Origin of the sequence: Microbispora amethystogenes (assembly GCF_016863015.1) — a bacterium.
GTDB classification, from domain to species: Bacteria; Actinomycetota; Actinomycetes; order Streptosporangiales; family Streptosporangiaceae; genus Microbispora; species Microbispora amethystogenes.
The window spans coordinates 116,468-130,582 of the sequence record NZ_BOOB01000045.1; the positions used below are offsets into that span (position 1 = coordinate 116,468).

The window sequence follows — 14,115 nt, forward strand, 5'->3', positions numbered from 1 at the left end:
GGGGCCGCGGCACGCCGCCCGGCCGGCCGTCCCGTACGGGCGGCCGCGGCCGGGGTCACAGGACCTGTCCCAGGAAGGCGCGCAGCCGGTCGTGCCGGGGCGCCGCAAGCACCTCGCGCGGGTCGCCCCGCTCCACGATGACGCCGTCGTCCATGAAGACGAGCTGGTCGCCGACCTCACGGGCGAAGCTCATCTCGTGGGTGACGACCATCATCGTCATGCCGCTGGCCGCGAGGTCCCGCATGACGGCGAGCACCTCCTGCACGAGCTCGGGGTCGAGCGCGCTGGTCGGCTCGTCGAACAGCATCAGGCTGGGCCGCATGGCCAGGCTGCGGGCGATCGCCACGCGCTGCTGCTGGCCGCCCGACAGCTGCGCGGGGTAGTGGTGCGCGCGGTCGGCCAGGCCGACCCGCTCCAGCAGTTCCGCCGCCTGCCGCCGGGCCTGCGCGGTGGGCATGCGGAGCACGGTGACCGGCCCCTCCATGACGTTCTCGATCGCGGTGCGGTGCGGGAACAGGTGGAACCGCTGGAACACCATGCCGATGCCGCGCTGCTGACGGGACAGCTCGGCCGGGCGCAGCGCGTGCAGCCGCCCGCCGCGCTCGTTGTAGCCCATCAGCTCGCCGTTCACCCAGATGCGGCCGGAGTCGATCGTCTCCAGGCGGTTGACGCAGCGCAGCAGCGTCGACTTGCCCGACCCGGACGGCCCGACGACGCAGACCACCGAGCCGGCGGGGACGTCGAGGTCGATGCCCTTGAGCACCTCCAGCGGGCCGAACCGCTTGCGCGCGGCGCGGATCCGCACCATCGGCCGGTCGGCCGGTGCTTCGGGCGTGCTCACGAGGGCTCCTTGGACGTCAGGGGCCGCAGGTTGCGGCGTACGCGGGAGGACAGCCGCACGTGGCCGCGCTCGAACCGCTTCTCGACGAAGTGCTGGCCGACGCTCGCGATCGTGGTGAGCACGACGTACCAGATCGACGCGACGACGAGCATCGCGATGACCTCGAAGTTGCCGAGGTAGATGCGCTGCGCCACGGTGAGCAGCTCGGCGCCGGCGATGACCGAGACCATCGACGTGGTCTTGAGCATGGAGATGAACTGGTTGCCGGTCGGCGGGATGATCACCCGCATGGCCTGCGGCAGCACCACGCGGCGCAGTACCTGCCGGTGCGACATGCCGAGCGACTCGGCGGCCTCCCGCTGGCCCGGGTCCACCGAGCGGATGCCGGCGCGGACGATCTCCGCCATGTACGCGCCCTCGTTGATCGCCAGGCCGAGCAGCGCCGCGGTGAACGGCGTGATGATCGCGTTCGCCTGCCACTCGATCAGCTTGGGCCCGCCGAACGGGACGCCGACCGCGAAGGTGGGGAAGACCAGCCCGATGTTGAACCAGAAGATCAGCTGCACCAGCAGTGGCGTGCCCCGGAAGAACCACGTGTAGAGCGCGGAGGTGCCGCGCAGCACGGGGTTGTCCGACAGTTGCATGACGGCGGCGAGCACGCCCAGCGCGAGGCCGATGGCCATGGACAGCACGGTGAGCTGGATGGTCACCCACAGGCCGCCGAGGATCCTGCCGTCGGCCAGGTAGGCGACGATGACGTCCCAGTGCAGGTTCTCGTTGACGATGACCGTGTAGGCCAGCCACACGAGGAAGAGCAGGGCGGCCGCCGCGCCGAGCCACCGGCCGGGCCGCGCGGGGCGCACGGCGTCGATCGGCAGCTCGGCGGCGGGCGCCTTCTCCTGGGTCACTTCCACGGCTTGGTGTTGACCAGCACGCCGCCGACGGCGTTGGCCGTCACGCCGTAGCTGTCCAGCACGGCCTTGTAGCCGCCGTCGGCCTGAAGCTCCTCCATGGCCTTGGCGACCGCGTCGCGCAGCGCGGTCTTGCGCTTGTCGATCGCGATGCCCCACGGCCCGGCGTCGTACTGCTCGGACAGCACGTCGTACTTGCCGGTGTCCTTGGCGTACATGACGGCGACGGGGTAGTCCACGATGGTCGCGGTGGCGCGCCCGGAGTCGATCGAGAGCAGGCCGGTGGGCGCGTCCTCGCTCTGCATGATCTTCATCTTGATGGCGCACTTCTCGTTCTGCTTCTCGCCGATGGCGAGGTTGGAGCTGCCCTTGGCCAGCACGACCGTACGGCCGCACAGGTCATCGAGGGTCTTGATCCCCTCGGGGTTGCCCTTCTTGACCATGATCGCGCCACCGGCGTTGAAGTAGTCGACGAAGTCGACGGCCGCGCGGCGCTCCTCGGTGTCGCTCATCGAGGACATCACGATGTCCCAGCGCCCGCCCTGCAGGCCCGGGATGAGCCCGTCGAAGGCGGCGTTGGTGATCGAGAACTTCAGCCCCAGCTTGGCCGCGATGGCCGCGCCGAGGTCGGGGTCGACCCCGGTGAGCTCCTGGGTGCCCTTCTTGTACATCTCCATCGGCGGGTAGCCCTCGGAGGTGGCGACCCGCAGCGTGCCGGTCTTGCGCACGTCCTCCGGCACCAGGTCCTTCGCGGTCTTGTTCGCCGTCGCCGCCGCGTTGTCGCCCGCGGCGGTCCCCGACGACGAACGCCCGCAGCCGCCGGCGAGCGCCGACACGACCAGCGCGCCGACTATGGCCACAGATAGGCGCTTTGTCATGGAACCTCCTGTTTCGCGAACGATTGAGCTTATGCTGACGACAGGAGGTCGCTCTCGTAAGGATCGTGAACGCTTGCGCCTCTGAGCATCGACGTTCTCGATGCTCGGCGCCCGGGCCGGCCGCTGCCGGTCAGCCCGCGCGGGTGGGCAGGGAGTGGGAGTGGGCCGCGCCAGAGGCGGTTACCGCCGGCCGCAGCCCGGCCCGTGCTCCACCTCGCATCACGGCCCGGACCACCGCCACGTGGGGTCGCTGGCCGACCGGCTGCCGCGCCGGACGGGCTCCGGCCGTCCAGCAGACGGCGCCCGCGGCGAGGGCCGTCACCAGCGTCAGCCACCCGAGAGCGCGGCCCGTCCGCAGGCCGTAGCCGGAGGCGAGCCAGTGGATCGAGAGCAGCAGCCTGGCCCGGCCGCGGGAACTGCCGAGCCGCCGCATGTCCCTGGCGCCGAACGCGAAGTCGGCGGCGGTCCTGGCGTCGTCCACGCCCGGCCGCAGCCGCTCGTACAGGACGGCCAGCCGGGTGGCGTCCGGCGACCCGTGCGACTTCTGCGGCCGCGATCTCCGCGGCCGGGCTGATCCGCGGAACCCGGAGGGCGAGGCCGGAGCACTCGGAGACCCCGCGACTCGGGGCGGGTCCCAGCCGCGCCACAGGTGCTCGTCGGCGAGGACGCGGCGGCGGCTCCACCACCGGACCGGCGGCCAGCCCAGCCGCAGCCGCATCCCGGCCGGCGTCGCCGCGAACAGGCACTCCCGCAGCCGCAGGCGTTCCGGGCGGCGCAGCCCGCCGAGACCGCACCCGCGCAGGTCGGCCCCCGTGAGCGTGAGCGCCCCGGCGTCGAGGCCGTCGAGCGAGGTCACCCGCAGCCGTCCGGCGCGCCGGGTGACCGCCGACGTCCCGCCGAGGATCGCGTCCCGCAGGTCGAGGTCGGCGTCGGACAGGCGCGCGACGAGCGGCCCGGCGACGTCGGCGGCCTGGAGGATCACGCGGCACCCGCCGGTCTCCACGTGCAGCGCCGCCCCGGCCCGTACGCCCGCGAGGGACAGCCGCCGCCCGACCCGCATCGGGCCCAGGTAGGCCGCGGCCTGGAACCGCGCCCCCTCGAAGGCGGCGGTCGCCCCGCAGACGGCGCCGCGGAAGGAGACGGCCCGGTGGAAACGAGCGCCGCGGAAGGCGACGTCCCCCGCGAACACCGCCGCGTCGAACGCCGCGAACCCCCGGAACTGCGTCCCCTCGAACGAGACATCCCGTCCGCCGTGGAACGAGGTGTCCGGCGCCTGCGCGAACGGGGTGTTCCGGGGCCCATGCGACGAGACATCCGGCGCGGCCCGGAAGGCCGTGGTGCCGGGCACGCCGGGGGATGGGCTGCCAGGAAACGGGGCGCCGCGGGATGGGGCGCCGCCGGGGGTGACCTCGGTGGGAGGGTCGCCGCCGAAGCGCGCGGCGCCGAACAGGGCGTCGCCGCGGATCGTCGCATGGTCGAAGGCGGCGTGGCCGCGCACCCGCGCCTCGTGCAGGGACAGCTCACGCGCGAACCGGGCCGCGCGGAAGGAGACGTTGCGCAGGAACCGGGCGCCGTAGAAGGAGGCGAGCCGGTCGAACCGGGCGTGGTCGAAGGTCGCGTCCCCGGTGAAGACGACCTCGCCGAAGCGGGCCTGGCCGGTGAAGACCGCGTGGTCGAACCTGGCCCGCCCGACGCGGCGCTCCATGTGGTCCAGCACGAGGGTGAGCAGGTCCTCCGTCACGGTGGTGCCGCGCAGGTCGAGCGCCTGGCCGGGGGCGAGGCCCCGCAGGACGGCGCCGGTCTCGGCGGGCGTCAGGTGCGCCAGGCACCGGCCGTACGGCTCGCGGGCGATGCCCGGGCACCCGGGGGAGGCGCCGCACGTCCTCCAGACGACGTCCATGAGGGCGATCTTCAGCCGGGAAGTCATGTCATCGTCATACATGATGTCCCATCTCGGGACGCTAAAGCGTGATGGATAGGTAACACTGTGTATCCATCGGGCGACCGTCGCGGCTGCCGCGCCCGCTCGTTTGCCCTGGCGGGGCAGGGGTACGCGGGGTGCATGTCTGAGCAGTCGAACTCCACACCACCACCGCAGACGCAGTCGTATCCCGGCCGGACGGGCGAGATGAGCCCCGAGCCGAGGGACGAGATGCGCGACTACACCGGACGCGACCTGCTGGCCGGGAAGCGGGCCCTCGTGACCGGGGGAGACTCCGGCATCGGCCGGGCCGTCGCCGTGGCGTTCGCCAAGGAGGGGGCGGACGTCGCGATCGCCTACCTCACCGAGCACGAGGACGCCGAGCACACCAGGAAGCTGGTGGAGCAGGAGGGCCGCCGCTGCGTGCTCCTCCCGGGCGACCTCGCCGACCCCCGCCACTGCGAGGAGGTCGTCGAGCGCACCGTACGCGAACTCGGCGGTATCGACGTGCTGGTCAACAACGTGGCCACGCAGACCCCCGTGAAGGGCCTGGAGGAGCTGTCCGACGAGCAGTGGGAGCACACCTTCGCCGTCAACATCCACAGCTACTTCCGGGTGACGAAGGCCGCGCTGCGGCACATGCCCGAGGGCGGGTCGATCGTGAACACCTCGTCGATCAACGGGCTGCGCGGCAACAAGCAGCTGATCGACTACTCCGCGACCAAGGGCGCCATCAACGCGTTCACCTACGCGATGGCCCAGGTGCTGGTCGACCGGGGGATCAGGATCAACGCCGTGGCCCCGGGCCCGGTCTGGACGCCCCTCATCCCGGCCACCTTCCCCGAGGAGAAGGTGGAGAAGTTCGGCGAGCAGGTGCCGATGGGCCGCCCGGCCGACCCGGACGAGATCGCCCCGTCGTACGTGTTCTTCGCGGCCAACCGGCTCTCGTCGTACTACACGGGTGAGGTCCTCGCGCCGATCGGCGGCGAGACGCTGCCCGGATAAGAGGCGCTGCCCGGATAACCGGGCGGGGACGGCGCGGGCCGTCCGGGTGGATCCTCCCACCCGGGCGGCCGTGTCATATGCCCACTGTCATGTGCCCACCGTCATATGCCCACTGTCATGCGCCCGCCCGCCCGGCCGCCGCTGACGGTGCGGTGACCGGACGGGCGGCGGCGGGACGGACGCCGGCGGTCACCCGTTCTCGTTCAGGCGGCGGCTCTGGTCCTGCAACTCGTCGATCAACGTGGAGGCCTCGGCCTTGCTGAGCCCCTCGGGCACGTCCCGCCCGGCCTCCCGGGCCAGCGTGCGCAGGTAGGACTCCTGCGGCGCGGTCATCGGCTCGTCCCCGGTCGCCCAGTCCTCGGGGTCCTTCTCCACCGGTCCTCGGTCCATCATCCCTCCGATCGTCCCTCCAATGTCGAACTGCCGTTCGCTCTACCCGTCGCCAGGAGTCGTAACCCGGTGGAGGGAGGCGTCACCTCGCGGCGGGATGACGCAGGTAGCGGGCCCGGGTCAGCTCGGACACCTCCTGCTCCGGCGGGCGCCGCAGCACCCGCGAGGCCAGCACGCCGCCGGTGGCGCACCCGGCCGCGAGCGCCGCCGCCGCGGCGACGACCGACCTCGCACGGCCGCCCGCCCGGGGCTCGGGCCGTACGGCGCCGGCCCGCCAGGCGCGCAGCCACAGCGCCTGGGCCGCCGCGTCGAGAAGAAAGGCCGGCCTGATGCGGCCGGTGGGCACGCGGAGCAGGTCGGCGGTGAGAATCGTCGCGGCGGTGGCCATGCCGAGACGGCGCGCCTGCCCGGCGCCGTCCGGCGTGGCCGCGGCCCGCACCTGGGTCCAGCCGATCCCCACCAGCAGGCCCGTTACGGTGCGTCGCAGCCGGGGGTCGGTCGTGGGGCCGAACACCTTCTCGAAGCTCGTCAGGTGCAGGAGCGGCCACAACCCGCCCGCGATGTTGAAGAGGCCGTGGGCGCGGGCCAGGACCACCGCGCCCCTGTCGTCCTGGGTGGTCATAGGCCCTCGATGCCCACCCTCAAAACGGACAAAACGCGTGCCGGTTCGCGGTGGAGGGCAGGGGTAGGCCGTGGAAGGAGCGGCGACAGGGGGTCCTCATGCCAGGAAATTTCAGGGTTCGTCCACTTGGTGGCGCGACGGGATGCCTCCTTATGATCATCATCTCGATCGTCGCGTCGATTCTGCTCACGGTCCTCGTGAACGCCCTGCTCCGGTGAGGATTCCGCGGCCGGTGGGTGCGATGTTTTCCCCATAAACCCAAAAGCGGGTTTCGGTTGGCATAATTCGCATCGTGATGGGAAAACGCGTTCCCATGATTCCCGGGCGATGACAAATGAAACAAAGCGCCTATATCATCGCCGACCGTGGCTGAAAGCGATCTTTCGAGCCCGTCTCTTGTCGATGACTTGTATTTCGTCCTGCACGACAATGCGACGGGTCATCCACACCTGCATTCACGGCTCGCGGGGCTGGCACTGGCCGGCGGCGTCCTCGCCGAGCTGATGCTCGCCGAGCGGGTGACCCTGGATCTCACGTCGAACCCCGAACGCGTCCTCGCGACGGCCGGGGAGGACAGCGGTGACGCCTTCACCAGGAAGGTGCTCGGCCTCGTCGCCGCCGAGCCGTACCATCCGGTGAGCACGTGGCTGCTGTTCCTCGCCCGCACGGCCGACGCCGAGGTGACCGCCCGGATGATCGCCGCGAAGCTGCTCAAACCACCGGTCAGGCACCTGCTGAAACACCAGCCTCCGGCCCCGGCGGACATGAGCACGGCCGCGTGGCCGCTCGCCCGCCTGAACCTCGCCGTCCAGCGCCGCACGCCGCCGGCCCCCCGGGACCGCGTCCTTCTGGGGCTGCTGGACGCCGCCGGCTGCGCCCAGCGGGTGCTGTCGGAACACGATCCCCGCTTCGTGGCCGCCGCGATCGCCATGCTCCCCGCCCCGATGCAGAGGCTCGTCGCCCAGACCAAGGTCGCCGTCGGGCAGGCCGTCCTCAGCCGCCGGTGACCACCCCGTCCCCAACCCCTTCACGGAGTTCCAGGTGTCCCTGACAGAGCAACGGCCGAGCGCGGTCTCCGCCGCGCTGGCCCAGGACCGGCTCGGTGTGCCGTCCATCGTGTTCTTCGTCATCTCCGCGGCGGCGCCGCTGATGGTCGTCGCGGGCTCGGTCCCCACGGCGTACGCGGTGACGGGCGTGATCGGCGTGCCGCTCGCGTTCCTGCTGCTGGGCGCGGTCTTCTCGCTCTTCGCCGTCGGCTACGTGACCATGGCCAGGCACGTGGTGAACGCCGGCGCCTTCTACGCCTACGCCGCGCAGGGCCTCGGCCGCACGCAGGGCGTGGTGACGGCGTGGGTGGCGCTGCTCGCCTACAACGCGCTGCAGCTCGGCCTGTACGGCATCATCGGGTCGGCGGCCGAGCCGCTGCTCCTGGACTGGTTCGGCGGTTCGCCGCCGTGGTGGGTCATCGCGCTGGTGGCCTGGGTGCTGACCGGCCTGCTCGGGCTGCTGCGGGTCGACATCAACGGCCGGATCCTGTCCGTCCTGCTGGTCAGCGAGATCGCCGTCGTCCTGCTGTTCGACCTGGGCGACCTGTTCGGCGGCGCGCGGAACGGCATCAGCTTCGAGGGCTTCAACCCCGGGGCGCTGTTCGTGCCCGGCGTGGGCGCCGCGCTCGCCACCGTCGTCGCGGGCTTCGCCGGCATCGAGTCGTCGGTCGTCTTCGCCGAGGAGTCCAAGGACCGCCACCGCACCGTGCCCCTCGCCACCTACCTGGGCATCGGGGTCATCGCCATCCTCTACTCGGTCTCCGCCTGGGCCCAGACGGTGCCGACCGGCCCGGACGGGATCGTCAAGGCGGCGACGGAGCAGGGTCCCGCGCTCATCTTCGGCCAGGCGGGCGAGCACCTGGGCAACGGCGTCGCGACGATCGGCTCGGTGCTGTTCGTGACCAGCAGCATCGCCTGCATGATCGCCTTCCACAACACCACGGCGCGGTACATCTTCGCCCTGGGCCGGGAGAACGTGCTGCCCTCGGTGTTCGGGCGCACCTCGGCCCGCACCGCCGCCCCGATCGCCGGATCCGTGCTGCAGACCGTGCTCGGCCTGATCGTGATCACCGTCTACGCCGTCGCGGGACTCGACCCGGTCACGAAGCTGTTCTTCACCTTCGGCACCTTCGGCGGCCTCGGGCTGCTGACCCTGCTCACCGTCACCTCGATCTCGGTGATCGTGTTCTTCTCCCGCGACCTCCGCGAGGAGACGGCCTGGCGGACGCGCTTCGCGCCGGCCCTGTCGATCGTGGCGCTGGTCGTGATCATCGGGCTGACGCTGGTCAACTTCGACACGGTCCTCGGGGTCGCCCCCGACTCGCCGATGCGGTGGATCCTGCCCGCGATCTACGTCGTCGCGGTGATCTTCGGCGTCGTGTGGGCCCGGGTGATCAAGGCCACCCGGCCCGAGGTCTACGCCGGCATCGGCCTCGGCGCCCAGGCCGCGGCGGGAGGCCCCCGATGAGCGCGGCGGCCCCGGTGGACCCGGTGATCACCCGGATGACGGACGCGGAGGCGACCGGCCACCTGATCGCGGACACCTTCCACGTCGACGCGATCACCGCGTGGCTCGTCCCGCGTGTGGAGGACCGCCTGCCCCTCCAGCGGAGGTTCTTCACCATGTACGCCGCGCACGCGATGGAGCACGGCGACGTCTACGGCATCCACGAGGCGGGCGAGCTGGCCGGAGTGGCCGTCTGGTTCACCGCGCCGTTCCCGGAGATCCCCGGCGAGCGGGAGGCGATCGACACCTTCGCCGGGGAGAACGCGGAACGCTACCACGCCCTGGGTGAGCTGCTGGAGAAGCTCCATCCGCGGGAGCCGCACCACTACCTGAACTTCATCGCCCTGGAGCGGGGGAGGACCGGCCGCGGCCTCGGCACCGTGCTGCTGGAGGAGCACCATCGCCGGCTCGACGCCGAGGGGGCGCCCGCCTACCTGGAGGCGAGCAGCGAGGCGAGCCGGCGGCTCTATCTCCGCCACGGCTATGTGGACATGCCAGAGCTCGTCCGGCTGCCCGGAGGCCCGGTCATGTATCCCATGTGGCGCGAGCCCCGGCCGCCCGCGGGATAGCCGTACGAAGTGAGGGGAGTGGCATCCCGGCCGCCGGTGACCTGCCGCGCCTCACGGCCTCCAGCCGGTGGCGCGCAGCCAGGTCTCGAAGGTCGTCAGGCCGGGATGCTCGGCCCGCAGGGCCTTCAGATCGACGCCGCCGGCCGGGTGCTCGTCGAAGAACTCGAACATCCGGGCCAGGTGCTCGTCGAACGCGCGCACCTGCTCGATCGGGATCTGCTCGTAGCGGGCCGGCAGGCCGCCCGCCCGGCCGAACGCCGCGGCGATCTCCGGCGGGGTCAGCTCGTCCGCGCCGATGTCGACGGTCCGGCCGGCGTACGCGCCGGGACGCTCGAAGGCGAGGGCGGTGAAGACCCCGATGTCCCGGACGGAGATCAGCTGCATCGGCGTCCCGGGCCGTGCGGGCAGGCGCAGGACCAGGGTGCCGTCCTCCACGGAGGGGCGGCTGTAGGTGAGGAAGTTCTCCATGAAGGAGACCGGGCGCAGGATCGTCGCCGGGAGCGCGAGCGCGTGGATCTCGCGCTCGATCCGCGCCTTGCTCTCGAAGTGGGGGATGCCGGAGGCGGCGTCGGTGCCGGGGAGCGAGCTGTACACCAGGTGCCCGAGGCCCGCCTCGGCGGCCAGCCGGACCACCGTTAGCCCTCGCCGTTCCTCGGCGGCGGCGCCCTCGACGGTGATCCTCGGCCCCTGCATCATGGTCAGCGCCAGGAAGACCCCTCCGGCGTCCTCCATCGCCCGGCGCAGCGACGCCTCGTCGTCCAGGTCGCCCACCGCGAGCTCGGCCCCCGCCTCCCCCAGGGACGCCGCGGCGGGGGAGCCGGGGTCGCGCACCAGGGCGCGCACGGTCCACCCGCGGGCGAGCAGTTCGCGGGCGGTGGCGCCGCCCTGTCGCCCGGTGGCGCCGATCACCAGTACGCGATCACTCATGACACCCGCCTCCCTGGGAGACTCGCCCTGTGAAGGATCATGGCCGTCACGATAACGAGGCGGCGTCCGGCGGTCCTGGCACTCATGCTGCCAGCCACGCGCCCGGCCGCCGCATGCGGGAGTCGGACCGCAGGGCCGAGCTGGGCGCGTTCCTGCGCGCCCAGCGGGGCCGCCTGCGGCCCCCCGACGTCGGGCTGCCGGAGGGCGATCCGGCGCTGCGCCGCACGCCCGGACTGCGGCGCGAGGAGGTGGCCGAGCTCTCGGGCGTCGGCGTCACCTGGTACACCTACCTGGAGCAGGGGCGGGACATCTCGGCGTCGGCACAGGTGATCGACGCGCTGGCCCGCGCGCTTCGGCTCGACCCCGACGAGCACCACCACCTGCGCGACCTCGCCGGCCTGGCCCCGCCCGACACACCGGCTCCCGGCGGGGAGCAGGCGGCGGCCCGGCTGCGGCGCCTGGTCGACGCCGCCGCCCCGAACGCCGCGTCCCTCTACGACGCGTGCTTCGACTACGTGGCCTGGAACACCTCCTACACCCTGCTCCGTCTTGATCCGCTGACGTTCCCGCCGAGCCGGCGGAACCTGCTGTGGATGATGTTCACCGACGCCGCGAACCGCGCCCGGATGGTCGACTGGGAGCCTGCGGCCCGCGCCGTGATCAGCCAGTTCCGCGCCGCGATGGGACGCCGGCCGGGCGACCCGCGGCTCGCGGCGCTGGTGGAGGAGCTCGGCGAGGTCAGCCGGGAGTTCCGCGAATGGTGGGCCGACTATCCGGTGCGCCGCTTCCGGCCGGCCACGGTCGGGATCGACCACCCCGAGATCGGGCGGTTGGACCTGGAGATGTTCAAGATGCGCCCGATGGGACACCCCGATCTCGTTCTGGTGCTCCAGGTGCCGGTGGGCGAGGACGCCCGCAGGCGGGTCGCCTCGCTCCTTCACCGCACCGACGGCACCTGAAAGGGGTGTGTCCACGAAGCTCGGCCGGGGCGGTCACCGCGCCGCTCTAGCCGCCGCCGGTCTCCTCGGCGCGGGTGGAGACGTAGGCCCCCTGCCCCTCGATCGTGTAGACGAGGCCCTCGCCGCTCAGCACCTCGACGGCGCGGCGCACGTCGCCGGGGCTGAACCCGTGCTCGCGGACCAGGCGTTCCTCCGGCGGGAGGGGACGGTCGGGCTCGATCCGGCCGCGTACGATCTCCTCGCGCAGCATCGCCGCGAGCCGCCGGTACGCCGGGACCTGCTCGCCGGAATCGTCGGTGACAGCCACGTCATGGCCCTGCCCGGCGGCCGGCGGTCCAATCCTCCCGTGCCGAGGCCGGTCGGGGCTCAGCGGTGGCTCAGCGGTGGCTCAGTGGTGGCTGAGTGGCGGCCGGGCTCGACCAGGATCTTGAGCCCGCGCCGCGAGACGGCGGCGGCGAACGCCTCCGCCGTGGCTGTGAGCGGGAACCGCTCGGTGACCAGCGCCGACAGGTCGACCAGCCCGTCGGCGGCCAGCTTGATCGCCCGGGGATAGGTGAGGTTCATCCGCCGGACGAGGGCGATCGTCAGGCCCTTGCGCCGGGCGAGCGACGCGGGGAAGGAGGTGACGTCCTCGTCGGGGATGCCGGCCAGCACCACCCGGCCGCCGGGCCTGACCGCGGTCATGGCGAGGTGTACGGCGTCGTCGTCGCCCGCCACCTCGAACGCCACCCGCACGCCGAGGCCAGCCGGGCCGTCGACCTCCCGCCACACGCCGGGCTGCGCGGCCTCCGGCGGCAGCGCGAGGTCGGCGCCGTACCTCAGGGCGGCGGCGCGGCGGTGCGGCAGCGGGTCGACGGCGACGACGGCGCCGGCCCCGGAGAGCCGGGCCAGCCGGATCACGAGCAGGCCGATCGGCCCGCAGCCGACGACGGCGACGGGCGCGCCCAGGGGGACGTGCCCGAGGTCCACGGTGTGGATCGCGACGCCCAGCGGTTCGAGCATGGCGCCGTCGGCGTCGGAGAGGGCGGCGGGCAGCGGATGCAGCAGGTCGTCGGGCCAGGCCATCCGCTCCCGCAGGCCGCCGTCGAGCGTCCCGTGCCCGGCGAAGCGGACGTCCGGGCACAGGTTGCCGTAGCCCGTGGCGCAGACCGAGCACCGGGCGCACGGGATGGCGGGGTCCACCGCGACCCGGGTGCCGTCCCGGGGGCCGCCCTCGATCACTCCCGCGATCTCGTGCCCCACCACGAGCGGTGTGTCCAGCACGGCGTCGCCGATGCCGCCCTCGGCGTACCAGTGCAGGTCGGAGCCGCACAGGCCGACCGCGGTGACCCGCACCAGGCTCTCGCCCGGGCCGGGGACGGGCGGCGGCTCGTCGCCCATCCGGATGTCGCCCACCTTGTGCAGCCGGGCGGCCCTCACGCTCCGCCCCCCGCGTCCCTCGACGCCATCGCCGCTCCCTGAGGTCGTCTTCCCGTCGATCGTAAGCCCGGTGATCGTAAGCCTGTGGTCGTGAGTTCTGATCATGAGTGCGTGATCGCCGCCCCGGCATGCCCGAGGACCGGGCCCGTCCACCAGGCCCGGCCCTCGTGAGGATCACTGGGGACGCGCCTGCCCGGTCATCTGCCTGGCCTGGTCACGGGTGTCCTCGGTGACCTGCCTGGCCTGGTCGCGGGCCTCGTCGCGGGTCGTCCTGGTCGCCTCGGCCGCCGTGTCACGCACCTGCTGCACGGCCTCCTTGGCGTCCTCGCCGACACGCTGCGCGGTCTCCTGGACGGCCTGCTTGACCGGCTCGGCCAGCTCGCCCGCCCGATCCTTGACCTGCAGGGCCGCCCGCTCCTCGGCCTCGGTCTTCGGCAGCAGGCTCGCGGCCAGCAGGCCCGCCCCGAAGGCGATGAGCCCGGCCGCGAGCGGGTTGCCCTGCGTGCCGCGCAGCGCCTGGCGCGGCGCGCTCCGCACGGTCTCCGCGGCCTGCTGGGCGCCGTGACGCACGGTCTCGCCGGCCTCGGCCGCCGCGTGCCGCACCGTCTCGCCCGCCTCCACGGCCTTGTCGCGGACCGTTCCCGCGGTCTCCCCGGCCTGGTCGCGAACCGTGTGGGTGGCGTGTGCCGGCACCCCCATCACCTTCTCCCTCACCGATCGCGCCGTCTGGCGCATCCTGTCCGTACGACGCCGCACGATGCGCGACGGGCTCGTCCTGTCGGCGAGCCGGTCCACGTCGGCGGCGAGCTCCGCCCGAGTGGCATCGATCTCGGCCCTTATCTCCTCTGGGCTCGCGCCCATTGCACGTCCTCCTTCAGGGTCTCGATGGTCTGCTCGGGCGTGGGGTTCACCTCGCGCATCCGCTCCTTGCCCCGGGCGAACAGCACCGCGCCGATCACGGCCCACACAGCCGCGACGATGAGCGCGGCCCAGGCCAGGTCCATCAGAGGGGAGGGCCGCCAGGGCCCGAGTGCGCCATAACCTGCGTGGTCTGCGCATTGCGGATTTCCTTCCGGGTTTCGTCGGTGCCAGGCGATACCGTGGTGTTGTCGTACCTGAA

At 72.6% G+C, this 14,115-nt stretch carries 16 protein-coding genes; 5 read left to right on the forward strand and 11 right to left on the reverse strand.

The window, feature by feature from the left end:
* Nucleotides 1-55 precede the first annotated feature (55 nt).
* The 4 genes from Mam01_RS27870 to Mam01_RS27885 all read right to left on the reverse strand — a co-directional run bounded on the left by Mam01_RS27870 (nucleotide 56) and on the right by Mam01_RS27885 (nucleotide 4,557).
* Nucleotides 56-808 carry an amino acid ABC transporter ATP-binding protein gene (locus tag Mam01_RS27870; RefSeq protein ID WP_204288149.1) on the reverse strand — a complete coding sequence of 251 codons (753 nt, stop codon included), beginning with the start codon at nucleotides 806-808 and terminating at the stop codon, nucleotides 56-58.
* Nucleotides 809-837: 29 nt separating this feature from the next.
* On the reverse strand, nucleotides 838-1,755 hold the full coding sequence (locus Mam01_RS27875; RefSeq protein WP_239101675.1) for an amino acid ABC transporter permease: 918 nt from the start codon (nucleotides 1,753-1,755) through the stop codon (nucleotides 838-840).
* A complete protein-coding gene (locus Mam01_RS27880; protein WP_204288123.1) occupies nucleotides 1,746-2,630 on the reverse strand; it encodes an ABC transporter substrate-binding protein in 885 nt (294 codons plus the stop codon). The genes Mam01_RS27875 and Mam01_RS27880 overlap by 10 nt, the downstream gene beginning before the upstream one ends.
* Before the next feature lie 130 nt (nucleotides 2,631-2,760).
* Nucleotides 2,761-4,557, reverse strand: a complete 1,797-nt coding sequence (locus Mam01_RS27885) for a pentapeptide repeat-containing protein (RefSeq protein ID WP_204288124.1) — start codon at nucleotides 4,555-4,557, stop codon at nucleotides 2,761-2,763.
* A 135-nt stretch (nucleotides 4,558-4,692) separates the two neighbouring features.
* Here Mam01_RS27885 and Mam01_RS27890 point away from each other — a divergent pair, with 135 nt between their 5' ends.
* Nucleotides 4,693-5,556 carry an SDR family oxidoreductase gene (locus tag Mam01_RS27890; protein ID WP_204288125.1) on the forward strand — a complete coding sequence of 288 codons (864 nt, stop codon included), beginning with the start codon at nucleotides 4,693-4,695 and terminating at the stop codon, nucleotides 5,554-5,556.
* Nucleotides 5,557-5,745: 189 nt separating this feature from the next.
* Here the strand turns inward: Mam01_RS27890 and Mam01_RS27895 are convergent, their stop codons facing one another.
* Nucleotides 5,746-5,949, reverse strand: coding sequence for a DUF3072 domain-containing protein (locus Mam01_RS27895; protein WP_204288126.1), 204 nt, complete (start codon nucleotides 5,947-5,949; stop codon nucleotides 5,746-5,748).
* A gap of 79 nt (nucleotides 5,950-6,028) precedes the next feature.
* On the reverse strand, nucleotides 6,029-6,568 hold the full coding sequence (locus Mam01_RS27900) for a hypothetical protein (RefSeq protein ID WP_204288127.1): 540 nt from the start codon (nucleotides 6,566-6,568) through the stop codon (nucleotides 6,029-6,031).
* Nucleotides 6,569-6,975: 407 nt separating this feature from the next.
* Here Mam01_RS27900 and Mam01_RS27905 point away from each other — a divergent pair, with 407 nt between their 5' ends.
* From Mam01_RS27905 to Mam01_RS27915, 3 genes are read left to right on the forward strand one after another with little or no spacing between them, the layout of a single operon-like run.
* Entirely contained in the window at nucleotides 6,976-7,575 is a 600-nt protein-coding gene (locus tag Mam01_RS27905; protein ID WP_204288128.1) for a GOLPH3/VPS74 family protein, read from the forward strand.
* A 34-nt stretch (nucleotides 7,576-7,609) separates the two neighbouring features.
* Complete coding sequence (locus Mam01_RS27910; RefSeq protein WP_204288129.1) at nucleotides 7,610-9,082, forward strand: APC family permease; 1,473 nt, start codon at nucleotides 7,610-7,612, stop codon at nucleotides 9,080-9,082.
* Nucleotides 9,079-9,690 carry a GNAT family N-acetyltransferase gene (locus tag Mam01_RS27915; RefSeq protein ID WP_204288130.1) on the forward strand — a complete coding sequence of 204 codons (612 nt, stop codon included), beginning with the start codon at nucleotides 9,079-9,081 and terminating at the stop codon, nucleotides 9,688-9,690. Before Mam01_RS27910 ends, Mam01_RS27915 begins: the two co-directional genes overlap by 4 nt.
* Nucleotides 9,691-9,741: 51 nt before the next feature.
* Here Mam01_RS27915 and Mam01_RS27920 read toward each other — a convergent pair whose 3' ends face one another.
* Nucleotides 9,742-10,617 carry an NmrA/HSCARG family protein gene (locus Mam01_RS27920; protein ID WP_204288131.1) on the reverse strand — a complete coding sequence of 292 codons (876 nt, stop codon included), beginning with the start codon at nucleotides 10,615-10,617 and terminating at the stop codon, nucleotides 9,742-9,744.
* 113 nt (nucleotides 10,618-10,730) lie between these two features.
* On the opposite strand from Mam01_RS27920, the gene Mam01_RS27925 reads away from it, so the two are divergent.
* Nucleotides 10,731-11,576, forward strand: coding sequence for a helix-turn-helix transcriptional regulator (locus Mam01_RS27925; protein WP_204288132.1), 846 nt, complete (start codon nucleotides 10,731-10,733; stop codon nucleotides 11,574-11,576).
* A gap of 46 nt (nucleotides 11,577-11,622) precedes the next feature.
* On the opposite strand, the gene Mam01_RS27930 is transcribed toward Mam01_RS27925, so the two are convergent.
* The 4 genes from Mam01_RS27930 to Mam01_RS36985 all read right to left on the reverse strand — a co-directional run bounded on the left by Mam01_RS27930 (nucleotide 11,623) and on the right by Mam01_RS36985 (nucleotide 13,999).
* Nucleotides 11,623-11,883 (reverse strand): winged helix-turn-helix domain-containing protein, encoded by a 261-nt coding sequence (locus tag Mam01_RS27930; protein WP_204288133.1) that lies wholly within the window; start codon nucleotides 11,881-11,883, stop codon nucleotides 11,623-11,625.
* 59 nt (nucleotides 11,884-11,942) lie between these two features.
* Nucleotides 11,943-12,995, reverse strand: a complete 1,053-nt coding sequence (locus Mam01_RS27935) for an alcohol dehydrogenase catalytic domain-containing protein (protein WP_204288134.1) — start codon at nucleotides 12,993-12,995, stop codon at nucleotides 11,943-11,945.
* 174 nt (nucleotides 12,996-13,169) lie between these two features.
* Complete coding sequence (locus Mam01_RS27940; protein ID WP_204288135.1) at nucleotides 13,170-13,856, reverse strand: DUF3618 domain-containing protein; 687 nt, start codon at nucleotides 13,854-13,856, stop codon at nucleotides 13,170-13,172.
* Nucleotides 13,832-13,999 (reverse strand): phage holin family protein, encoded by a 168-nt coding sequence (locus Mam01_RS36985; protein WP_239101676.1) that lies wholly within the window; start codon nucleotides 13,997-13,999, stop codon nucleotides 13,832-13,834. The genes Mam01_RS27940 and Mam01_RS36985 overlap by 25 nt, the downstream gene beginning before the upstream one ends.
* Nucleotides 14,000-14,115 lie beyond the last annotated feature (116 nt).